We start from the raw sequence: 20,676 nt of genomic DNA, 5'->3' as shown, positions 1-20,676 counted from the left end.
CGGCACCTGCCGACACGAGGAGACGGTGTCGAGGAGACGGTGTCGAGGTGACGCCGCCGAGGTGAGGCGGCGGAGGATGACCTCTCGAGAAGAACTGCGGTAGCGAGGGCGGGACTCGAACCCGCGACACCACGATTATGAGCCGTGTGCTCTAACCAACTGAGCTACCCCGCCGCAAGCTGTCGCCACGGTGGGCGTGACCAGCTGGAGCCCCGAGTCAGGTTTGAACTGACGACCCCTTCCTTACCATGGAAGTGCTCTACCACTGAGCTATCGGGGCGTGAGACCGGGCCGCAGACGAGCTGCTGCCGATCGGCACCTGACGACTTTAGCAGAACACGGGAGCTCTCGTGCACACCGTGACGACACCGTCCGGGTGTCGGCGGGCGAGGCCAGGATCGGGTCATGCACAGCCTCGAGGTCCTGCTCGATCCCGCCGCCGACGACGCCGTGCGCGCCGAGTGGGCCCTGCTCTCCGCGGCGGGACTGCCGTCGCTCGGCGAGCACACGGGCGAGACCAACGCCCCGCACGTGACGCTGCTCGCCCGGCCCGCCCTCGACGACGAGGCCGACGCCGCGCTCCGCGAGCTGGCGGCCGCGACCCTCCCGTTGCCCGTCGAGCTGGGCGCTCCCCTGGTCTTCGGCACCGGGCGGCGGGGGCTCGTCCTGGTGCGGTCCGTCGTGCCGACCGACCGCCTCCTCGGGCTGCACCGCGCCGTCCACGACCTGGTCGGGCGCGGCCGGGGCAGCGACGAGACCGTCGAGCACACGCGGCCCGACGCGTGGACGCCGCACGTCGCCCTGGCCCGACGTCTCACCCCGGCCGGGGTGGCGACCGCGCTGGAGGCGCTGGCCGACGCTGCGTCGGCACGCGAGACAGCCACCGTCGAGGAGGCGCGGGTCGGCGGCGACCCCGCCCGCGACTCCTCGACGACCTTGCTGGCCGCGATGCGCCGCTGGGACAGCGACCGCAGGGCCGTGGTCGCGCTGGGCCCCGCCCGCTAGTCGAGCGGGGTGGAGACGAGCTCGAGGCTCGCGAGGTCGTCGGCCGTGAGCTCGACGTCGGCGGACTCGAGCAGGCCCTCCAGCTGGATCACCGTGCGGGCGCTGGCGAGCGCGCCGATGACGTTCTGGCGGCTGGCGAGCCACGCGATGGCCACGGCTCCGGGCTGGACGCCCTGGCGCTCGGCGATCTCGACGAGCACCTCGACGGTGCCCTGGTTCTGCGGGGTGACGTAGCTCATCGCCCGGCCGCCCCGGGGCGAGTCGCCGCGGCCCGCGTCGCCGCGGTACTTGCCGGTGAGGAACCCGCTCGCGAGCGACGAGTGCGGCAGGACGGCCAGGCCGAAGTGGTCGACGATCGGCGCGACGTCCGACTCGTAGTCGCCGCGGCGGACGAGGTTGTAGGCGGCCTGGACGGCGGCGAACGGGTGGAGCCCGTCGCGGTCGGCGATGGCGAGCGCCTGGCGCAGCCGGGCGCCGGTGTAGTTCGAGGCGGCGGGCCAGCGGATCTTGCCCTCGTCGACGAGCTCGCTGAGCGCCCCGACGGTCTCCTCCAGGGGGGTCTCGTCGTCGTCGAAGTGCGTCGCGTAGAGGTCGATGTGGTCCGTGCGCAGACGGAGGAGCGACGCCTCGACGGCCCGGCGGATGCTCGCCCGGCCGAGCCCGGGAGCGTCGGGGTGCTGGCCGCACTTGGTGCTGATGACGACCTTCTCGCGGTTGCCGGGGCGCGCCAGCCAGCGGCCGATGATGGCCTCCGACTCGCCGCCGGAGTTGCCGGGCAGCCAGGCCGAGTAGACGTCGGCCGTGTCGATCAGGCGCCCGCCGTCGCCCGCGAAGACGTCGAGCACCTCGAGCGCGGTGGGGGCCCCGACCGTCCAGCCGAACACGTTGGTGCCGAGGGCGAGGGGGAAGCCGTCGCCGTCGGGGAACACGGCGTCGGCGACGGGGGTGGTCGAGGCGTCCAGGAGCGCTCCGTTCGGGGTCGTGAAGTGTGGTCAACGGTACTGGATGGGGGCCTCCGAGCCTGCCGTATCGTGGGCGCATGTCCTCTACCGAGACCACGGGCGACACGCTCGACTCCCCCTCCGAGACCGACGTCCAGGCACCCGCCGATCCCGAGACGGAAGGCCTCGCCACGTCCGCCGACGACCTCGAGTGGTGGCGCACCGCCGTCATCTACCAGGTCTACCCGCGCTCCTTCGCCGACGGCGACGGCGACGGCGTCGGCGACCTGCCCGGCATCACGGCCCGGCTCGACGCGCTCGTCGAGCTCGGCGTCGACGCTGTCTGGCTGTCGCCCTTCTACACCTCGCCCCAGGCCGACGCCGGCTACGACGTCGCCGACTACACCGACGTCGACCCGCTCTTCGGCACGCTGGCCGACTTCGACGCCCTCCGTGCCCGCGCGACCGAGCTCGGCCTGCGCCTCATCGTCGACCTCGTGCCCAACCACTCGTCGTCGGCCCACGTCTGGTTCCGAGAAGCGCTGGCGGCGGCGCCCGGATCGCCCGAGCGTGCCCGCTACATGTTCCGCGAGGGCCGCGGGGCCGCGGGCGAGCTGCCGCCGAACAACTGGGAGTCGATCTTCGGCGGCCCGGCGTGGAGCCGGGTCACCGAGGCCGACGGCAGCCCCGGCCAGTGGTACCTGCACCTCTTCGACTCGTCGCAACCCGACCTCGACTGGACGAACCCGTGGGTGCGCTCCGCCTTCCTCGACGTGCTCCGCTTCTGGCTCGACCGCGGCGTCGACGGGTTCCGGGTCGACGTCGCCCACGGCCTGGTCAAGGCCGAGGGCCTGCCCGACTACACCCCACCCGCCGACGCGGGCAGCATGGGCGGCGGCCTCGGCGAGGACCGCACCCCGCCCTACTGGGGCCAGGACGGCGTGCACGAGATCTGGCGCGAGTGGCGTCGCGTGCTCGACGAGTACGAGGGCGACCGCGTGCTCGTCGCCGAGGCCTGGGTCGAGCCGCTCTCGAAGCTGGCGAACTGGGTGCGCCCCGACGAGATGCACCAGGCCTTCAACTTCGCGTACCTCGAGACGGGCTGGTCGGCCGCCGAGATCCGCCGCGTGGTGGACGCGTCGATCGAGGTCTTCGCGAGCGTCGGAGCCCCGAGCACCTGGGTGCTGAGCAACCACGACGTCGTGCGCCACGCGAGCCGGCTCGCCCTCACCGCCGAGAACCCGCAGGGTCACGGCATCGGCCCGCGCAGCCCCGGCCTGCCGATCCCCGAGCTCGGCCTGGCACGGGCCCGTGCCGCGACGGCCGTCATGCTCGCCCTCCCCGGGAGCGCCTACCTCTACCAGGGCGAGGAGCTGGGGCTGCCGGAGGCGGTGGACCTGCCCGACGAGGCGCGTCAGGACCCGACGTGGTTCCGCACGGACGGCGAGCGCTACGGCCGCGACGGCTGCCGTGTTCCGCTGCCCTGGGAGTCGGGGTCGCCCGCCTTCGGGTTCAGCGAGACCGGCGCCTCCTGGCTGCCGCAGCCCGACGACTGGAGCACCTACGCGCGCGACGAGCAGCGCGGGGTGCCCGGGTCGACCCTCGAGCTCTACCGCTCGGCCCTGGCCCTCCGCTCGGAGCACGAGCTCGGCGCGGGGCGTCTCGAGTGGCTGAGCGGCTGGTCGGACGACGTGGTGGCCTTCCGCAGCGGCGACGTCGTGGTGCTCGCGAACACCGGCGAGGTGCCGGTCGAGCTGCCCGTCGCCGACGTGCTGCTCTCGACGATGGCGCTCGACGGCCCGGCGCTGCCCGCCAACGCCGCCGTCTGGCTGCGGGCGGAGGGCGTCACCGACTGACGCCGCCCGCCGACGACGAAGCCCCCCGGCCGGTGCCGGGGGGCTTCGTCGTGCACGAGGTGCGTCAGTTCGTGTTGGCCTGGAGCCACGGGTACGGGTCGACGGGGACGCCGGCGAGGTGGATCTCGAAGTGCAGGTGCGCGCCGGTGCTGTTGCCGGTGCTGCCGACCTTGCCGACGAGCTGACCGACGGTGACCGTGTCGCCCACCTTCACCTCGACCGAGCCGGTCTGCATGTGCGAGTAGGTCGACGTGACCTTCTGGCCGTCGATGACGTGCTCGATCTCGACGTGGTTGCCGAAGGCGCCCGACGGGCCGGTGACGACGCTGACGGTGCCGTCGGCGATGGCCTGGATGGGCGAGCCCGCGCCGGGCACGAAGTCGAGGCCCTCGTGGAAGGTGGAGCAGAAGCTACAGTTCGAGACCTGACGGGCGCCGAAGCCGCTGCTGATCGGCACGCCGGTCTGGAAGGGCCACTGGACGGTGCCGGCCATGTCGTTCGAGAACGTGCTCGAGCTGGTGGAGGCGTACTCGGAGGCGACCTTCATCTCGGTGACCGAGTAGCCGTCGCGGCTCACGTCGTCGTCGGTCGCTCCGCCGGCGACGAAGCTCTGCGCGGCCGCGGCGCTCTTCTTGGCGACGGTGGCCTCGGGGGTGTCGACGAAGAAGGCGTTGGCGGGCACCGAGGTGGCCACGAGCATCGCGCCGGCGAACATCATGGCGCCGACGACGGTCACGCGCTTCGAGGTGCGCTGGAACGCAGAGGGAGCCGTGCGGGCCGCCGGGGTCGACCGGGCGGAGGCGGCGGTCGCGACGACGGGGCTCGCGGACCGGGTGCGGCGAGGGCCGGCGGCGGGACGGGCGGCCGCGGCGGGACGCGCAGCGGACGCCGCGCGGGGCGCGGTCGCGGGACGCTGGGGAGCGGTGCGGCCGCGACGGGAGGCCGCCTCGGCGGCACGCAGGGAGGCGCGGGTCGGCAGGGCCTGCGCCGTGGCGACCTCGGGGGCCGCGATGGTCGGGACCCCGGTCTCGACGACCACGGGCTCCGCGGCCAGGGTGGCTGCGGCCTCGGGGGCGGCTGCCTCGGGGGCGGCGACGGCACGGGGAGCTGCTGCGGCGCGGCGCTCGGCCTCGCGGGCTTCGCGGCGGGTGAGGAAGACGGGCGAGGCGGTCTCGGCGGTCGGTGTCGTCAGAGCATCGTCGGCTCGGGGCGACGGAGTCTCGTCGCGGTCGTGCTCGGCGAAGGTCTGGGGGTTCGACACGTCGTGATGGTCCTCGGGGTCGTCGGGACGGAGAGGCGGATGCACCCTCTTCTTCTCGGCCGCTACACCGGTGACTCAGGTCACGGAAAAGTAACGAACCACTCAAGGGTAGCCGCTCGGGCCACGGATGGCTACCCGAGTCAGGGGGTCACGGCCACCGTGGCATGTCAGATCCCGTGTCCTGACAACGGCGACCAGGGTCGTCGACCCCGCCCGATCGGCTCAGATCCGGGCCTCGGCCACCGCCCGCCAGAGCTCGTCGGCGATGCTCGGAGCGGCGGCGGAGGTCAGTCGTCCGCCCTCGGCGGAATCGTCCGACGCGCGGACGACGGCGCCCGCCTCCTCCGCGACGAGGGCTCCTGCGGCGTGGTCCCACGGCTTGAGCCCGCGCTCGACGTACGCGTCGAGCCGTCCGGTCGCGACCGCGCAGAGGTCGAGCGAGGCGGCCCCCTGGCGCCGGATGTCCCGGACCCTCCCGATCAGCCGTCCCACGGCGGCGACCTGCTCGACGCGGCGCTCGGCCTCGTACGAGAAGCCCGTCGCCACGAGCGACTCCGCCAGCGTGGCCGGGGAGGACGGACGGAGGCGCTGGTCGCCCAGCCACGCGCCTCCCCCTCGGGACGCCGTCCAGGTCTCGCCCGACAGCGGGTTCACGACGCAGCCGGCGAGCGCCCGCCAGGCGCCCGGCACCGGGTCGCCCTCGACGACGGCGACGCTGACGGCCCACTGCGGGATCCCGTAGAGGAAGTTGACGGTGCCGTCGATGGGGTCGACGACCCAGGTGAGGCCCGTCGTCGAGCCGTGCTCGGCGCCCTCCTCGCCGAGGAAGCCGTCGCCGGGGCGCAGCTCGGCCAGGCGGGCACGGAGGTGCTCCTCGACCTCGCGGTCGGTGTGGGTGACGACGTCGACGAGGCTGCTCTTCGTCGCGGCGACGGCGACGCCCTCGGAGCGGCGGCGGGCGGCGAGCGCCGCCGCCTCGACGGCGACCGTGCGGGCCACGTCGAGGAGGGCGGCGGGCGTGGTCGCGGCGGCGGCGGCGGCGGTGGCGTCGGCGAGCGGGGTCGCGGGCTGGTCGGTCATGGTGCTCCGTCGGTCGGTGCCGGACCCGGCCCGGGACGTGCCCGGAACGACGGAACGGACCCGAGGTCTCGAGTCCGTTCCGTGGTGCCGACGTGGGTGATCACGTCGAGCGGGGGTGGCAAGTGAGGGATTCGAACCCCCGAAGGCTACGCCGGCTGATTTACAGTCAGATCCCTTTGGCCACTTGGGTAACTTGCCATGCACGCCCGGCCCATGTGTTCACCGACCGGAGGCGCCAGACAAATATACAGCCTCCGGAGCCCCCTCACGACCACCCCGCCTCCCCCGCCCCCCTTCGTGGCAAATGCCGACCGGATCCGATGCAATACCGGGATTTCCCTCTATCAGTCCGCGCCTCGGAGGAGACGAGTCGGCATTTGCCCTAGAAGGGCAAGAGCAGGCGTGCTGTCCACAGCTAGGGCGCCCCTCATCCCCTCCGCTGTTGAACGAACAGTCATCCGTCCACCGGCAGGGCGACGGCGAGCGGCTGCAGCGCTCTCGTCCGCGCCAGAGTCATGCCATGAACGAGCTGCTGCACGTGACCACGGATCGTCTCGGCGGCGTCGTCCATCGTCGGGAGCTGCTCGCAGCGGGCTGCTCGAGGCACGACGTCGACGACGCCTGGCGGAGCGGAACGCTCCAGCGCATCCGGCACGGCCTCTACGGCCGACCAGATCTCCCTGAGCCCGTCGTGCGAGCAGCGAGGGTCGGGGGCGTGCTGGCGGGGTCGTCGGCACTGGTGGCCCGAGGCGCGTGGCGAGCACCACGACAGCCCCTCGTCGTGTCGGTGGACCACAACGCCCGGGACCTCCGTGACCCGGACGACGCCGGCCGACGCCTGGGCGATGACCACCCCGACGTCCAGGTGCTCCGTGACCGGAGCCGTCTGGGCGGGTGCGACCGCGTGATGGTGACCCCGTCCACGGCGGCGGCCCAGTCCCTCCTGCACCCGCCCGGGGATCTCGCGCTCTCGATCGCCGTCGTCGACTCCGCGCTGCGGCTTCGCCCCGAGGACCGTCCGCGACTCACTGACGTCGCCCGCCTCCTCCGACCGGGCCGGGCCCGCGAACTCCTCCGTCTGGTCGACGCTCGAGCGGAGTCGGGCACCGAATCCGTCGTCCGTGTCCGGCTCCGGGAGGCGGGGGTCCGCGCTGACGTCCAGGTGTGGGTCTCCGGCAGGTACCGGGTGGACCTCCTGGTCGACGGCTGGCTCGTCATCGAGTGCACGAGCTGGGAGTTCCACGCTTCGCCCCAGCAGTACGCCGACGACAGACGGCGAACGGTCGCCCTCACGACCGCGGGCTACGTGGTCCTCGAGGTGACCTACCGGCAGGTGTTCGAGGAGTGGGAGACGGTCCTCGCTGCCGTTCGACACCTCCTCGCCACTGCTCGTCCCCGGCGGATGCCCCGGTGAGGACCGTGGGCACCCGGGGATGCCATCCGCCGGCGTCGCCAGGCCTGCAGAACCCGACCGACGCCTCCCTGGTGACCGGATATCCAGGTATTGCGCGACCTCGATCTGGCAAAAGGTCGGCATTTGCTGCCCTCGAGGGCGGGCGGAGGCTCGGGGCGGGCGGGCGGGCGGAGGCGCGGTGCAGGCAGGCGGGCAGGCGGCCGGAGGCGCGGGGCGGGCGGAGGCGCGGGGCGGGCGGAGGTGCGGGGCGGGCGGAGGCGGGCAGCCGCCGGCGCCCGGCTACTGCACCGCGGAGGTGAGCCGGGCGACGTTGTCGAGCACCTTCGAGCGGAAGGGGCGGACGAGCCACTCGTCGAGCAGCAGCTCGCGGCTGGCGTCGCGGTACGACTGCTCGACCTCGCGCAGCTGCCGCACGAAGCTCCGGCCGCGGATCATGACCGAGATCTCGAGGTTGAGGCTGAACGACCGCATGTCCATGTTGCTCGAGCCGATGACGGCCACCTCGTCGTCGACGGTGAGGTGCTTCGCGTGCAGCACCGTGGGCGACCGGTACAGGAAGATGCGCACGCCGGCCCGCAGCAGCGCCTCGTAGTACGACCGCTGCGCGTGGTAAACGACGGCCTGGTCACCGATCTCGCTGACGAAGAGCTGCACCTCGATGCCCCGCTGCGCCGCGGTCGTGACCGCGTAGAGCATCGACTCGTCGGGCACGAAGTACGGGCTCGTGATGATGATGCGCTCCTGCGCGTTGTAGAGGAGCGTGTTGAAGAGCCGCAGGTTGTTCTCGCCGTCGAAGCCCGGCCCGCTGGGCACGACCTGGCAGTCCACCGTCGGCGCGTCGTCGGCGACGACCACGGGGTCGGCCTCGCGGAGCAGCAGCTCGTCGGTCTCCGAGTACCAGTCCGTGACGAAGAGCGCGTTGACGCCCGCGACGATCGGCCCCTCGAAGCGGACCATGAAGTCCTTCCACTGCAGCCCGCGCCGGTGGTTGCCGCGCCGCTGGTAGCCCCGCTCGATCATGTTCTGCGAGCCGGTGAAGGCGACCTGCCCGTCGATCACCAGCAGCTTGCGGTGGTTGCGCAGGTCGGGCCGCTGGTAGCGCCCCCGCAGCGGCTGGACCGGCAGCATGAGCTGCCACTCGACGCCCATGCGCGTGAGGCGGCGACGCGTCCGCCGGTAGCCGGGGTAGCCCCGGCTCGCGATGTGGTCCATCAGCACCCGCACCGTGACGCCACGGCGCCGGGCGTTCTCGAGGGCGACGAAGAACGGCTCCGTCGTCGCGTCGAGGCTGGTGATGTAGAACTCGGCGTGCACCCAGCGGTGGGCTCCGTCGACGGCCTCGACCATCGCCTCCATCGACCTCGCGTAGTCGGAGTGCAGCTCGGCCGTGTTGCCGCCCACGAGGGGCATGGCGCCGAGCGTGCGGTTCAGCGCGATCACCGAGTCGAGCCAGAGGGGCCAGGGGTGGTCGCGGGTGACGCGCTCCATGCCCTCGGTCGTCTCGACGATGTAGGTGTTGATCTCCTGCTGCTTCTCGCGTCGACGGCGCGGCAGCTTCGTGCTGCCGAAGAGCAGGAAGAGGAGGAACCCCACGTACGGGATGAGGAAGATCGCCAGCAGCCAGGCCGTCGCGGTCGTGGGCCGACGGTTGATCGGCACGTAGACGATCGCGAAGACGCGGATGGCGATGTCGAAGACGACACCGAGCACCGCGATGGTGGCGGGCAGCCACGCGGGCTCGGTCACGGAGGGCTAGCGGAAGTTGACGAACTGCAGGTCGACGTCGAGGTCGGCCTTCTTCAGCAGCGCCATCGTGGCCTGGAGGTCGTCACGGCTCTTCGACGTGACGCGCAGCTCGTCGCCCTGGATCTGGCTCTTGACGCTCTTGGGGGCCTCGTCGCGGATGATCTTGCCGATCTTCTTCGCGTGCTCCTGCTCGATGCCCTCCTTGAGGGCGGCCTCGATGCGGTACTCCTTGCCGCTCGCGAAGGGCTCGCCCACGTCGAGGTGCTTGAGGCTGATGCTGCGCTTGATGAACTTCGACTCGAGGACGTCGAGCACGGCCTTGACGCGCTCCTCCGTCGAGGCCTTGAGCAGGAGCTTCTCACCGCTCCAGTCGACCGAGGCGCCGACGTTCTTGAAGTCGTAGCGCTGCTCGATCTCCTTCTGTGCCTGGTGGAGGGCGTTGTCCGCCTCCATCTTGTCGACCTTGCTGACCACGTCGAAGGAGCTGTCTGCCATGCCTGCCAGCTTAGCGGCGACGGGCGGTCACGGCCCGCCGCGGTCGGGACGTCGACCGCGGCGGCCGCCACGCGCCTCCCCCACCACGACGACGCGCCCCCGGCCCGCCCCGCGAGGGGAGGACGCCGGAGGCGCGTCGAGGTCGACAGGGCGGGTCGCCTACGCGTCGGCGGACTCCACGGCCCGCGAGACGCGCACCATCTCGTCGCGCTCGACGACCTTGACGCGAGCCCGCTCGTGCTCGTGCGCCGACCCGAGCGCCTGCTCGTGCTCGTCGAGGCGGTGCCAGCCCTCGAGGTCGGTGTAGGCCACGCCGCGCTGCGCGAGCAGGGCCGGCATCGCGTCCTCCGACGGGTCGGCGGGCTGCCACCAGCTCGCCTGGTCGTTGATGACGTGCGCGACGGTCTCCATCGCGTCGGACTTCGTGTGCCCGATGAGGCCGACCGGCCCGCGCTTGATCCAGCCGGTGGCGTAGACGCCGGGGACGATCTGGTTCTCGTCGTCCATCACCTGGCCCTCGTGGTTCGGGATCACGCCGCGACGCTCGTCGAACGGGATGCCGTCGAGCGGCGAGCCGAAGTAGCCGACGGCGCGGTAGATCGCCTGCACGGGCACGTCGCGGATCTCGCCGGTGCCCTCGACGCCGCCCTGGCCGTCGGGCCGGGTGCGCTCGTACCGGAAGGCGGCCACACGCCCCTGCTCGTCGCCGACGACCTCGACGGGCTTGGCGTAGAAGTGCAGGTGCAGGCGACGCGACGCCGTGCCGACCTCGCGCTGGCGCCACTGGTTGAGCACCTTGTCGATGACGAAGACCTGCTTGTTCGTCGCGATGGCGGTCTTCGACGCCTCGTCGTGGTCGAAGTCCTCGTCGTGGACGATCATGTCGACGTCGCGCACCTCGCCGAGCTCACGGAGCTCGAGCGGGGTGAACTTCACCTGCGCGGGCCCGCGGCGCCCGAAGACGTGCACGTCGGTGATCGACGACTGCTTGAGCCCCTCGTAGACGTTGTCGGGGATCTCGGTCGGCAGCAGGTCGTCGGCGTGCTTCGCGAGGATGCGCGACACGTCGAGCGCGACGTTGCCGACGCCCACCACGGCGACCGACTGCGCGTCGAGCGGCCACGTGCGCGGGAAGTCGGGGTGGCCGTCGAACCAGCTCACGAAGTCGGCGGCGCCGTAGCTGCCCTCGAGGTCGATGCCGGGCACGTCGAGGTCGGCGTCCTTGATGGCGCCGGTCGAGAAGATCACGGCGTTGTAGTGCGCCTTCAGGTCGTCGAGGGTGATGTCGACGCCGTAGCGGACGTTGCCGAAGACGCGGATGTCGCCGCTGTCGAGCACGTCGCGCAGCGCGTTGACGATGCCCTTGATGCGCGGGTGGTCGGGGGCGACGCCGTAGCGGACGAGGCCGTAGGGCGCGGGCAGCTGCTCGAAGAGGTCGATCGACACGTCGAAGGCCTTCTCGGCCTTGAGCAGGATGTCGGCGGCGTAGATGCCGGCGGGGCCGGCGCCGACGATGGCCAGACGCAAGGTGGTCACGGGGGTTCTCCCTCTGGTGGGTGGCGCGGGGGTGCCGGCCGGTGGTCGGTGCGGGGCACCGCAGGTCGTGGTGGTGCTGTCGTGGTTCGGAGCCGAGGCCCCGGGAGGCGCGGTGCCGGTCAGGCGGAGCGCTCGACCACCCGGTCGGCGAACCGGGTCAGTGCCTTCTTGACCGGCCCGGACGGCAGGGGCGCCAGCGCCTCGAGGGCCTCGTTGGCCCAGCGGTGCGCCTCGACCCGGGTGCGCTCGGTGACCTCGTGCTCGCGGAGCTGGCGCACGATGTCGGCGAACGCCTCCTCGTCGACGCGGGGCGCCTCGTCGTCGTCGGCCTGGGTGACCTCGACGACGCGCTCGATGAGGCCGAGCAGGGCCGCGGCCTCCATGTCGGTCTGCGCCTCCTTGCGGAGGTACAGGAGCGGCAGGGTGACGACGCCGGCCCGGAGGTCGGTGCCGGCGGCCTTGCCGGTGTGGTCGGCGGGGTCGGAGAGGTCGATGACGTCGTCGATCAGCTGGAACGCGATGCCGATCTTCTCGCCGAACGTCGCGACGGGCTCGAGGTACTCGCGGGGAGCGCCGGAGAACATCACGCCGGCGCGGGCGGCCGTCGAGATGAGCGAGCCGGTCTTGTCGGCCAGGACGTCGATGTAGTGCGCGATCGGGTCGTCGTCGGCCTTGGGCCCGATCGTCTCGTGCAGCTGGCCGAGGCAGAGGCGCTCGAACGTCTCGGCCTGCAGCAGGATCGCCTCCTGGCCGAGGCCCGAGACGATCGTGCTGGCGCGGGCGAAGAGCAGGTCGCCGCTGAGGATGGCGACGTTGTTGCCCCAGACCGTCTGCGCGCTCGGCACGCCCCGGCGCATCTGCGCCTCGTCCATGACGTCGTCGTGGTACAGCGATGCCAGGTGGGTGATCTCGGTCGCCTGCGCCGAGGCGACGATGCCGGGGGTCGCCCCCTCGCCGAGCTGGGCGATGAGCAGCGTCAGCGTGGGCCGCACGCGCTTGCCGCCGGCGGCGAGCAGGTAGCGGGTCGTCGCGTCGGCGATCTCGTCGGCGAAGGCGATCTCGCGCAGCAGGCCGGACTCGACCAGCTCGAGGCCGTCGTCGACGGCCGCGACGAAGCGGCGCTCGGCGGGCGAGGCGAAGAGCTTCTCGCCGAGGCCCAGGCTCGCGCTCAGGGAGTTGCGGGTCAGCGGCACGCTCGGGTTCATGGGGTCACCTTGTCGTCTGGTCGGGAGGACCGGCGTGGGTCGGTTACTTCGCCGTCGAGGACGAGGAGGCGCGCGAGGGCGTCGAGGAGGGCTTGCGACCCCGGTGCAGGGCCACGATGCCCGCGCTCAGGTTCCGGTGCGCCACCCGGGTGAAGCCGGCGCCGCGCAGCCACTGGCTGAGCACCTGCTGCTCGGGCCACTTCTCGATCGACTCGGCGAGGTAGGAGTAGGCGGGGCTGTTGCTGCTGGTGACCTTGGAGATCAGGGGCAGCCCGACGCGGAGGTACGCGTGGTACGCCGCGCGGAGCAGGCCGAACGGCGGCGTGGAGAACTCGCACACGACGAGGCGGCCGCCGGGCTTGAGCACGCGGTGCATCTCGGCGAGCGCGACCTTCGGACGGTTGACGTTGCGGAGGCCGAACGAGATGGTGACGGCGTCGAAGGTGTCGTCGTCGAAGGGCAGCGACTCGGCGTCGCCCTCGACGAACTCGATCTCGGGGTGGCGCTGGCGGCCGACCTCGACCATGCCGTGCGAGAAGTCGAGCGCGATCACCTCGGCCCCGCGGCGCGCGATGGCGACGGAGCTCGTGCCGGTGCCGGCGGCGATGTCGAGGACCTTGTCGGCCGGGCCCGCGCCGATGGCCTTCACGGTCGCGACGCGCCACAGGACGGCGTTGCCCGCGGAGAGCACGTCGTTCGTGCGGTCGTAGTGCTGGGCGACGCCGTCGAACATGGACGCGACCTCGCTGGGCTGCTTGTTCATATCGGCCTTGGTCACGATGGTCGATCCTACCGGCATGCACTGGGCGCTGCCCGAGTAGGCTGACGCGGTGGATCTCCCGTCGCCGCGCGTCCCTTCCCTCTCCGTCCGCACCACCCGGATCGACCACATCAGCCCCCTGCTCGACGTCGTCGACCGCAGTTCCCCGCTCGTCTTCGTGCGCGGCGGCGCCGGCATGGCCGGCATCGGCGAGGCCGTCCGGCTCGAGTTCTCCGGCCCCTCGCGCATGCGCGACGCGGCGGCCGCCTGGCGCGAGCTGGCCGGCCGGGCGACCGTCGACGACGATGTCCGCGTGCCGGGCACGGGCCTGATCGCCTTCGGCTCGTTCGCCTTCGACGACGAGTCCGCCGACACGAGCGTGCTGATCGTGCCGAGCATCGTCATCGGCCGCCGCGACGGCGTGGCGTGGATCACCCGCGTCGACGGGGCCGAGCTGCCCGCGGGCACGCCCGTGGGGGCCTCGGTGCGCCTCCGCCTCCGGGAGGGCGAGCTGTCGGCCGCGGGCTACGCCGACGCCGTCGCCCGGGCCGTCGACGCCATCGGCGCCGGCGACGTCAGCAAGGTGGTGCTCGCCCGCGACCTCGTCGGCCAGCTGCCGCCCGAGGCCGACCTGCGCCTCGTCGCGGCCACGCTGCTCACCGCCTACCCGGACTGCTACGCGTTCGCGGTCGACGGGCTGATCGGCGCGAGCCCCGAGACCCTCGTGCGCTCCGAGCGCGGCGAGGTCTCCGCGCGCGTGCTCGCGGGCAGCGCCGCGCGGGGCGTCGACGCCGTGAGCGACGAGCGCGCCGCCCACGCCCTGGCCACCTCGCCGAAGGACCTCGACGAGCACGCCTTCGCGCTCCGCAGCCTGCTGCTCTCGCTCGGCCCGCACGCCACCGACGTCGTGACGGGCGAGCAGCCCTTCACCCTCAAGCTGCCCAACCTCTGGCACCTGGCGAGCGACGTGCGCGGGCGCCTGACCGACGGGTCGAGCTCGCTCGACCTGATCGACTCGCTGCACCCCACGGCCGCCGTGGCCGGCACGCCGACCCGCGAGGCGCTCGCGCTGATCCGCGAGCTCGAGCCGTTCGACCGCGGACGCTACGCCGGGCCGGTCGGCTGGGTCGGCGCCGACGGCGACGGCGAGTGGGCGATCGCCCTGCGCTGCGCGCAGGTCTCGCCCGAGGGCGAGGTGCGCGCGTTCGCCGGGGCCGGCGTCGTGGCCGAGTCCGTCCCCGAGCGCGAGGTCGCCGAGACCACCATGAAGTTCCAGCCCGTCGTGCAGGCGTTCTCGCAGTGACGTCGCCGGGGGCACGAGGGGGCGCGGGGCAGGACGCTCCGCAGGGGGCCGGAGCCGGGGAGGCGCGGGCCGGCCAGGGCTGGTCGCGACCGGTCGCGCTCGTGGTCGCCGCGGCCTTCTTCATGGAGAACCTCGACGCCACGATCCTGTCGACGGCCACCGCCTCCGTCGCGGCCGACTTCCGGGTGCAGCCCGCGCAGCTCGGCATCGCCGTCACCGGCTACCTCGTCGCCGTCGCCGCGTTCATCCCGCTCGGCGCGTGGCTCGCGGAGCGGTGGGGGGCCCGACGGGTGTTCCTCGCCGCCGTGGTGCTCTTCACGCTCGCGTCGGTGGCCTGCGCGCTGAGCGGCGACCTCGTCTCGCTGACGGCGTCGCGGGTGGTGCAGGGCCTCGCCGGCAGCATGATGGTGCCGATCGGGCGGCTGATCGTGCTCCGCAGCACGGAGAAGTCCGAGCTCATCCGCGCCATCGCCTACCTGACCTGGCCGGCGCTCGTCGCCCCGGTCGTCGCACCGCTGATCGGCGGGCTGCTGACGGAGCACCTCGGCTGGCAGTGGGTCTTCCTGGTCAACGTGCCGGTCGGCGTCGCCCTCCTCGTCGTCGCGTGGCGGGTCGTGCCGAGCCCGGAGCCGGGCGACCCCCAGCCTCTCGACGTCGTCGGCCTGCTGCTCGTCGTGACGTCGATCGTCTCGCTGGTGGTCGCCTTCGACCTGCTCGGCGCCCCGTCGACGGTCGCCGTCGGCGTGGCCCTCGTGGCCGTCGCGCTGCTCGCCGGCGTGGCGGCGGTGCGGTGGTTCCGACGTGCGCGTCACCCGCTGCTCGACCTCGCGGCGTTCCGCATCGGCTCGTTCCGCGTGACGAACCTGAGCGGCTCGCTCTACCGCGCGGTCGTCAACGGCGTGCCGTTCGTCGTGCCCCTGCTGCTGCAGGACGGCTTCGGCTGGTCGCCGGTCGAGGCCGGCGTGATGCTGATGTGGGTCTTCGTCGGCAACCTGGCGGTCAAGCCGCTCACGACTCCCCTGCTGCACCGGTTCCGGGTCGTGCCGATCATCGTCGTCGCGACCGTCGGGCTCGCCGCGACCTTCGTCGCGACGGCGCTCGTGCGGCCCGACGACTCACCGGTGCTGGTCGCGGCGGTGCTGCTGCTGAGCGGCGTGTTCCGCTCGGTGGGCTTCACGGCCTACAACACCCTGCAGTTCGCCGACGTGCCCGCGCCGATGATCGGCCCGGCGAACGCCATCGCGTCGATCACGAGCCAGCTCGCCGTGGGCCTCGGGGTCGCCGTGACGGCCCTCGCCGTCCGCCTCGCCGACCTGGCGGCCTCCGCCGACGGCGGCTCCGACCCGGCGACCGGCTACCAGGTGGCCCTCGTCGTGCTCGCGGCCCTCGCCCTGCTCAGCCTGCCGGAGGGCCTCCGTCTGCCGCGGGGCACCGGCGACGCCCTCCGGAGCCGCGCCTCCTGACGGAGTGCCCCCCGAGGGCGCTCCGCCGACGGATCAGGTGGAGGCGAGCCGGACCTTCTCCAGCTCGACGTCGTACGGCGCGGCCGGCCACTGCGGGTCCCGCGCCCTCAGCGCGGCCGTCAGCAGGCGCTGCACGGCGACGCGGGCGTACCACTTGCGGTCGGCGGGCACGACGAACCACGGCGCCGCCTCCGTGCTCGTGCGGCGGATCGCCGTCTCGTACGCCTCCTGGTAGTCCGACCAGAGCAGGCGGTCGTCGAGGTCGCCGGGCACGTACTTCCAGTGCTTCTCGGGGTCGTCGAGACGGGCGCGCAGACGCTCGCCCTGCTCGTCGCGCGAGACGTGCAGCATCACCTTGACGATGGTCGTGCCCGACTCCGCCAGCTCGCGCTCGAAGGCGACGATGTCGTCGTAGCGCTGCTCGACCTCCTCGGGCGACGCGAGGCGACGCACCTTGCCGATCAGCACGTCCTCGTAGTGCGAGCGGTCGAAGACGCCGATCATGCCGGGGCCGGGCAGCTCGCGGCGCACGCGCCAGAGGAAGTCGTGCGCGAGCTCCTCCTCGGTGGGCTGCTTGAACGCGTGGTGGGCGACGCCCTGCGGGTCGACGGAACCCACGACGTGACGGACGACACCGCCCTTGCCCGAGGTGTCGGTGCCCTGCAGCACGAGGAGGACGGACCCCTGGTCGCCGCCCGTCCGGCTGCTGGCGAAGAGCCGCTCCTGGAGGTCGCTCAGCGCCTCCCGGCCGGACTCGAGCACCTGCCGCGCGTAGCCCTTGTCGCCGGCGAAGCCCGGCGTCGACCGGGGGTCGACGTCGGCGAGGGCGAAGTCGGTGCCCGCACGGAGGATCTCGGCGGGCTCGGACGTCCAGGTGGTGGCCATGCGGCCGAGCCTACGTGCGGCGGGCGGGCAGGGGCCGGGCGGAGTCGCGGTGCGGCCGCCGAGGCCGGGCACGCCCGTCGGCGGCGGAGCGTCAGCGCGCGAGCGGGACCTCGATCAGCACGGGGCCGTCCCAGCGGCGGGCGAGGGCCTGGTCGAGCTCGGCCCGCGTCGCGGCCCGCACGTGGTGCCAGCCGTAGGCGGCGGCCAGGGGGGCGAGCTCGACGCTCTGCGGGGTGAACTGGACCCGGGTCATCGCGTCGGCGGGGGCCGTCGCGGCCACCTCGAGGCCGTCGAAGATCGTGCCGCCGCCGTCGTTGCCGACGACGACCTGCAGCCGGGGCCGCACCTCGCCGTCGCCGAGGAGCAGCGAGCCGACGTCGTGCAGCAGGGTGAGGTCGCCGAGCAGCACGCGCGTCACGCCCGGGCGCGCCTCGTCGAGCTGGCTGGCGAGGGCGATCCCGGTCGCGGTCGCGACCGTGCCGTCGATGCCGGCGAGGCCGCGGTTCGCGTGGACGGGCACCTTCTTGCCGGGCACCACCTCGTCGACCTCGCGGATCAGCCGCGAGGCGCCGAGCACGAGCCGGTCGTGCGGCCACGTGACGCGCCAGAGCGTCTCGGCCAGGGCGCGCCGCGTGACCCCGCGGCGCAGCAGCTGCACCTCGCCGCGGAGGAACTCCGCCCGCACCGAGGCGTCGTCGCTCGTCGCGGCGTCGAGGTCGGGCGCCTGCTCCGGGTCGCCGACGAGCGCGCGGCCGGCGTGGACCCAGCGGCCCACCCAGGCCCGGTGGGCGCGGTCGTCGGGGGCGCCTCCCCCACCGGGGGCGACCTGGACGGCAGCGACCACGGTCGCGCGGCGGCTCGGGTCGTAGGCGTCGGCGGTGCGCCCGCGGACGACGACGACCTCGACGTCGGGGCGCGCCAGCAGGGCGGGCACCTGGCGGGTGAGGGTCGGGTGCCCGACGACCACCACGCGGCGGACGAGCCCGCCGAACTCCGCGTCGGCGAGCAGCGTGCGCCAGCCGAGGGCGAGGTTCGGCCCGAAGTGCGCGCCGCTCGAGACCTCGGCCACGAGCGGGGCGCCGAGCTCGCGGGCGAGGCGCTCGGCGTCGGGACCGGCGTCGTGGCCCGCCACGACCAGCGTGGCCGGGTCGTCGTCGACGGAGAGCAGGTGAGCGGGCCCCGCGGAGGGGCGGGTCACCTCGCCCGGGCGGGCCGCGGGCAGCGTCGTCACGGCCGCCGAGAGCGGCTCGCGCAGGGCGACGTTGAGCTGGACCGGGCCGGGAGTGTCACGGCCGTCGTCGCCGCCGGCCCCGAGCGAGGCCGCGACCGCTGCCCGGGCGAGCCGACGGACGGCCTCGACGTCGACGTCGCCCTCGGAGGGGGCCTCGACGTCGCGCACCCACGGGACGGCCGGGCCGAAGAGCCCGGGCTGCACGGTCGTCTGGTTGCTGCCGACGCCCCGCAGCTCGACCGGCCGGTCGGCGGTGAGGAGGACGAGCGGCACGCCAGAGTGGTGGGCCTCCAGGACGGCCGGGTGGAGGTTGGCCACGGCCGTGCCGGAGGTCGTCACGACCGCGGTCGGCCGGCCGGTCTCGACGGCGAGGCCGAGGGCCGTGAAGCCGGCGCTCCGCTCGTCGATGCGCACGCGGAGCCGGAGCCGGCCCGCCCGCTCGAACTCGGCGGCGGCGAGCGCCAGGGCCTGCGAGCGCGATCCGGGGCTGAGGACGAGCTCGTGCACGCCCGCGTCGACGAGCGCGGCGAGCAGCGCGACGGCGTAGTCGGTGGCGACGCTGCCGGAGCGCTCCGCCGGGAGGCCGTCAGCGGTGCCGGTCTCGACGGGCCTGGAGGCGGCCCCGTCGGTGTCGGCCTCCGCCTCGCCCCGGACGGCGTCGTGGTCGTCGGGCAGCACAGAGCCCGAGGAGTCGGTGCTCACGGCCTCAGGCCGTGCCGGTCTTGTCGTCGTTGTCGAGCTCGGAGAGCTCCTGCTCGAGGCGCCGGATGCGCTCGTCGGTGGTCTCCCGGTCGAGGTCGGTCACCGTCGCGGCCGAGCGGCCGGAGAAGTCGGGGTCGTCGTCGGGGGCGATGAAGCGACGCTGCGGACCGCGGCCCGCCTTGCGGGCCCGGCCGAGCAGGAACCACAGCACGGCGCCGACGACGGGCAGCAGGACGATGATCGCGGCCCAGAGGGGCTTGTTCAGCGCCCGGAACCGGCTCGACTCCGCGAAGAGGCAGTCGACGAGGGCGTAGATCACGAACGCCGACGCCGCGACGACCGCCACCACCCAGAACTTGACCATGGCGACGATCATAGGCGTCGCTCCCGGGGGTCGGCTGGGCACGCGACGCCCGGTGCCGGAGAGCGGCCCACGGCGGGCACACCGGCGGCCGCGGCTAGGATCAGCGCGTGAAACCCTGGGTCAAGTACACGGTCCTGCGCCTCGGCATCTTCCTCGTGGCGCTGGTCCTGTTCGTGCTGCTGCTGCCGAACCCCTACCTCGCGACCCTGCTCGCCGCGGTGGTGGCGTTCTGCGTCTCGTACATCTTCTTCGCCGGCCTGCGGCGCGAGGTCGCGCTCGAGCTGGCCGACCGTCGCTCGCGGCCCGAGCCGCTCGACCGCGACACGCTGGCGGAGGACGACGACCTCGCCGAGCAGGACGCTCGTCTGGCCGAGGCCGACGCCGCCCCCGCCGCCCCCGCTGCCCCGGACGACGCCGGGTCGCGCCCCGCCGACGACCGTCCCGAGGACCCCGCCCGCGGCGCCTAGGCGAACAGCACGGCGGCGAGGGCGAGCCCGTACAGGAGCGCCGTGAGCGACGCCAGCTGCAGGGCGAGGATCAGCTCCTTCGGGGTCTTGCCCGTGACTCCGATGACGGCCGCGGGCACGGCCGTCAGCAGCGTGAAGTACACGTACGGCGCGTGGAAGTACAGGAAGCCGAAGTACACGAGGATGAGGAACGGCAGCAGCAGGAACGACGCGTAGAGCGCGCGGGCCACCGGGTCGCCGACGACGACCGCCAGGGTGCGCTTGCCGGCCGCGCGGTCCTGCGGGATGTCGCGGATGTTGTTGACCATCAGCACCGCGCAGGCGAACAGCCCGGCCGAGACGCCCGCGACCCAGGCGTCGGCGGGGAAGCGCCCGAGCTGCACGAAGGTCGTGCCGACCGTCGCCACGAGGCCGAAGAAGACGAAGACGAAGACCTCGCCGAGCGCGTTGTAGCCGTAGGGCCGCTTGCCCCCGGTGTAGAACCAGGCGGCGACCACGGCGGCGGCGCCGACCGCCAGCATCCACCACTGCTGCGTGAGCACGACGACCGCGACGCCGGCGACCGCGGCGACGGCGAAGGAGACGAGGGCGACGCGCAGAACCGTCCGGGGCCGGACGGCGCCCGAGCCCGTCAGGCGGGCGGGCCCGACCCGGAACTCGTCGGTGCCGCGGATGCCGTCGGAGTAGTCGTTCGAGTAGTTGACGCCGACCTGCAGGAACACCGCGACGGCGAGGCAGAGCAGGGCGAGCAGCAGGTCCCAGTCGCCGTTCGCGCGGGCGACGCCGGTGCCGAGGGCGACCGGCGCGACGGCGAGCGGCAGGGTGCGGAGCCGGGCCCCGCCGATCCAGTCGCGGGCCGTGACCCGACGTGCGGGCTGCTTCCCCGGGCGGCCGCCCGGTCGTCCGCTGCGCTTCGTCCTGGATGTCGTCGTCTTGGCCACCCGACGAGTGTAGTTCCCGCC

General features: G+C 73.4%; 18 protein-coding genes and 3 tRNA genes. 6 read left to right on the top strand and 15 right to left on the bottom strand.

Annotated features, from left to right (window positions below):
* Positions 1–100: 100 nt before the first annotated feature.
* Positions 101–174: transfer RNA gene (locus tag IFT72_RS01435), tRNA-Met, on the bottom strand.
* Positions 175–205: 31 nt separating this feature from the next.
* Positions 206–280: transfer RNA gene (locus IFT72_RS01430), tRNA-Thr, on the bottom strand.
* Positions 281–405: 125 nt separating this feature from the next.
* Here IFT72_RS01430 and IFT72_RS01425 point away from each other — a divergent pair.
* The gene (locus IFT72_RS01425; RefSeq protein ID WP_192045374.1) at positions 406–1,005 is read left to right on the top strand and encodes a 2'-5' RNA ligase family protein; all 600 of its coding nucleotides are present in this window, start codon (positions 406–408) and stop codon (positions 1,003–1,005) included.
* Here the strand turns inward: IFT72_RS01425 and IFT72_RS01420 are convergent.
* Complete coding sequence (locus tag IFT72_RS01420) at positions 1,002–1,934, bottom strand: aldo/keto reductase (RefSeq protein ID WP_185231768.1); 933 nt, start codon at positions 1,932–1,934, stop codon at positions 1,002–1,004. The two genes, IFT72_RS01425 and IFT72_RS01420, sit on opposite strands and share 4 nt — an antisense overlap.
* A 110-nt stretch (positions 1,935–2,044) precedes the next feature.
* Here IFT72_RS01420 and IFT72_RS01415 point away from each other — a divergent pair, with 110 nt between their 5' ends.
* Positions 2,045–3,802 (top strand): alpha-amylase family glycosyl hydrolase, encoded by a 1,758-nt coding sequence (locus IFT72_RS01415; protein ID WP_192045373.1) that lies wholly within the window; start codon positions 2,045–2,047, stop codon positions 3,800–3,802.
* Positions 3,803–3,866: 64 nt separating this feature from the next.
* Here IFT72_RS01415 and IFT72_RS16560 read toward each other — a convergent pair whose 3' ends face one another.
* The 3 genes from IFT72_RS16560 to IFT72_RS01400 all read right to left on the bottom strand — a co-directional run bounded on the left by IFT72_RS16560 (position 3,867) and on the right by IFT72_RS01400 (position 6,341).
* Positions 3,867–5,063 (bottom strand): M23 family metallopeptidase, encoded by a 1,197-nt coding sequence (locus tag IFT72_RS16560; RefSeq protein WP_192045372.1) that lies wholly within the window; start codon positions 5,061–5,063, stop codon positions 3,867–3,869.
* A gap of 222 nt (positions 5,064–5,285) precedes the next feature.
* Positions 5,286–6,143, bottom strand: a complete 858-nt coding sequence (locus IFT72_RS01405) for an inositol monophosphatase family protein (protein ID WP_192045371.1) — start codon at positions 6,141–6,143, stop codon at positions 5,286–5,288.
* A 116-nt stretch (positions 6,144–6,259) separates the two neighbouring features.
* Positions 6,260–6,341, bottom strand: a tRNA-Tyr gene (locus IFT72_RS01400).
* Positions 6,342–6,663: 322 nt separating this feature from the next.
* On the opposite strand from IFT72_RS01400, the gene IFT72_RS01395 reads away from it, so the two are divergent.
* On the top strand, positions 6,664–7,557 hold the full coding sequence (locus IFT72_RS01395; protein ID WP_156369895.1) for a type IV toxin-antitoxin system AbiEi family antitoxin domain-containing protein: 894 nt from the start codon (positions 6,664–6,666) through the stop codon (positions 7,555–7,557).
* A 279-nt stretch (positions 7,558–7,836) separates the two neighbouring features.
* Here the strand turns inward: IFT72_RS01395 and cls are convergent, their stop codons facing one another.
* From cls to ubiE, 5 genes are all read right to left on the bottom strand, one after another.
* Positions 7,837–9,303: a cardiolipin synthase gene (gene cls / locus IFT72_RS01390; RefSeq protein ID WP_235491142.1), complete on the bottom strand. Its 1,467-nt coding sequence runs from the start codon at positions 9,301–9,303 to the stop codon at positions 7,837–7,839.
* A gap of 6 nt (positions 9,304–9,309) precedes the next feature.
* Positions 9,310–9,798 (bottom strand): YajQ family cyclic di-GMP-binding protein, encoded by a 489-nt coding sequence (locus IFT72_RS01385; RefSeq protein WP_056052987.1) that lies wholly within the window; start codon positions 9,796–9,798, stop codon positions 9,310–9,312.
* 159 nt (positions 9,799–9,957) lie between these two features.
* Positions 9,958–11,334, bottom strand: a complete 1,377-nt coding sequence (locus IFT72_RS01380; RefSeq protein WP_056052984.1) for an FAD-dependent oxidoreductase — start codon at positions 11,332–11,334, stop codon at positions 9,958–9,960.
* A gap of 119 nt (positions 11,335–11,453) precedes the next feature.
* On the bottom strand, positions 11,454–12,539 hold the full coding sequence (locus IFT72_RS01375) for a polyprenyl synthetase family protein (protein ID WP_192045370.1): 1,086 nt from the start codon (positions 12,537–12,539) through the stop codon (positions 11,454–11,456).
* A gap of 43 nt (positions 12,540–12,582) precedes the next feature.
* Positions 12,583–13,317, bottom strand: coding sequence for a bifunctional demethylmenaquinone methyltransferase/2-methoxy-6-polyprenyl-1,4-benzoquinol methylase UbiE (ubiE, locus tag IFT72_RS01370; RefSeq protein ID WP_056052980.1), 735 nt, complete (start codon positions 13,315–13,317; stop codon positions 12,583–12,585).
* Positions 13,318–13,369: 52 nt separating this feature from the next.
* On the opposite strand from ubiE, the gene IFT72_RS01365 reads away from it, so the two are divergent.
* Positions 13,370–14,602, top strand: a complete 1,233-nt coding sequence (locus tag IFT72_RS01365; protein WP_192045369.1) for an isochorismate synthase — start codon at positions 13,370–13,372, stop codon at positions 14,600–14,602.
* Positions 14,599–16,065 (top strand): MFS transporter, encoded by a 1,467-nt coding sequence (locus IFT72_RS01360; protein WP_185231758.1) that lies wholly within the window; start codon positions 14,599–14,601, stop codon positions 16,063–16,065. Before IFT72_RS01365 ends, IFT72_RS01360 begins: the two co-directional genes overlap by 4 nt.
* A 33-nt stretch (positions 16,066–16,098) precedes the next feature.
* Here the strand turns inward: IFT72_RS01360 and IFT72_RS01355 are convergent, their stop codons facing one another.
* The 3 genes from IFT72_RS01355 to IFT72_RS01345 all read right to left on the bottom strand — a co-directional run bounded on the left by IFT72_RS01355 (position 16,099) and on the right by IFT72_RS01345 (position 19,247).
* Positions 16,099–16,950: a PPK2 family polyphosphate kinase gene (locus tag IFT72_RS01355; RefSeq protein ID WP_192045368.1), complete on the bottom strand. Its 852-nt coding sequence runs from the start codon at positions 16,948–16,950 to the stop codon at positions 16,099–16,101.
* A 91-nt stretch (positions 16,951–17,041) separates the two neighbouring features.
* Complete coding sequence (gene menD / locus IFT72_RS01350; protein ID WP_371741131.1) at positions 17,042–18,883, bottom strand: 2-succinyl-5-enolpyruvyl-6-hydroxy-3-cyclohexene-1-carboxylic-acid synthase; 1,842 nt, start codon at positions 18,881–18,883, stop codon at positions 17,042–17,044.
* A gap of 4 nt (positions 18,884–18,887) precedes the next feature.
* Entirely contained in the window at positions 18,888–19,247 is a 360-nt protein-coding gene (locus tag IFT72_RS01345) for a PLD nuclease N-terminal domain-containing protein (RefSeq protein ID WP_056055651.1), read from the bottom strand.
* A gap of 107 nt (positions 19,248–19,354) precedes the next feature.
* Here IFT72_RS01345 and IFT72_RS01340 point away from each other — a divergent pair, with 107 nt between their 5' ends.
* Complete coding sequence (locus tag IFT72_RS01340; protein WP_192045367.1) at positions 19,355–19,714, top strand: DUF4229 domain-containing protein; 360 nt, start codon at positions 19,355–19,357, stop codon at positions 19,712–19,714.
* Here IFT72_RS01340 and IFT72_RS01335 read toward each other — a convergent pair.
* Positions 19,711–20,655, bottom strand: a complete 945-nt coding sequence (locus tag IFT72_RS01335; protein WP_056052963.1) for a 1,4-dihydroxy-2-naphthoate polyprenyltransferase — start codon at positions 20,653–20,655, stop codon at positions 19,711–19,713. The genes IFT72_RS01340 and IFT72_RS01335 overlap by 4 nt on opposite strands.
* Between the last annotated feature and the right edge of the window lie 21 nt (positions 20,656–20,676).

The sequence above is a fragment of the Frigoribacterium sp. CFBP 8754 genome (assembly GCF_014841815.1).
Classification (GTDB): domain Bacteria; phylum Actinomycetota; class Actinomycetes; order Actinomycetales; family Microbacteriaceae; genus Frigoribacterium; species Frigoribacterium endophyticum.
Note: the sequence above shows the minus strand (reverse complement) of the source record. Positions and strands in the feature narration are given on the sequence as shown.

Excerpts from the sequence above, each read along its gene's own strand:
- IFT72_RS01355 (WP_192045368.1), bottom strand. The coding sequence starts at position 16,950 with ATGGCCACCACCTGGACGTCCGAGCCCGCCGAGATCCTCCGTGCGGGC.
- IFT72_RS01375 (WP_192045370.1), bottom strand. The coding sequence starts at position 12,539 with ATGAACCCGAGCGTGCCGCTGACCCGCAACTCCCTGAGCGCGAGCCTG.
- IFT72_RS01405 (WP_192045371.1), bottom strand. The coding sequence starts at position 6,143 with ATGACCGACCAGCCCGCGACCCCGCTCGCCGACGCCACCGCCGCCGCC.
- IFT72_RS01385 (WP_056052987.1), bottom strand. The coding sequence starts at position 9,798 with ATGGCAGACAGCTCCTTCGACGTGGTCAGCAAGGTCGACAAGATGGAG.
- IFT72_RS01425 (WP_192045374.1), top strand. The coding sequence starts at position 406 with ATGCACAGCCTCGAGGTCCTGCTCGATCCCGCCGCCGACGACGCCGTG.
- IFT72_RS01345 (WP_056055651.1), bottom strand. The coding sequence starts at position 19,247 with ATGGTCAAGTTCTGGGTGGTGGCGGTCGTCGCGGCGTCGGCGTTCGTG.
- IFT72_RS01395 (WP_156369895.1), top strand. The coding sequence starts at position 6,664 with ATGAACGAGCTGCTGCACGTGACCACGGATCGTCTCGGCGGCGTCGTC.
- IFT72_RS01415 (WP_192045373.1), top strand. The coding sequence starts at position 2,045 with ATGTCCTCTACCGAGACCACGGGCGACACGCTCGACTCCCCCTCCGAG.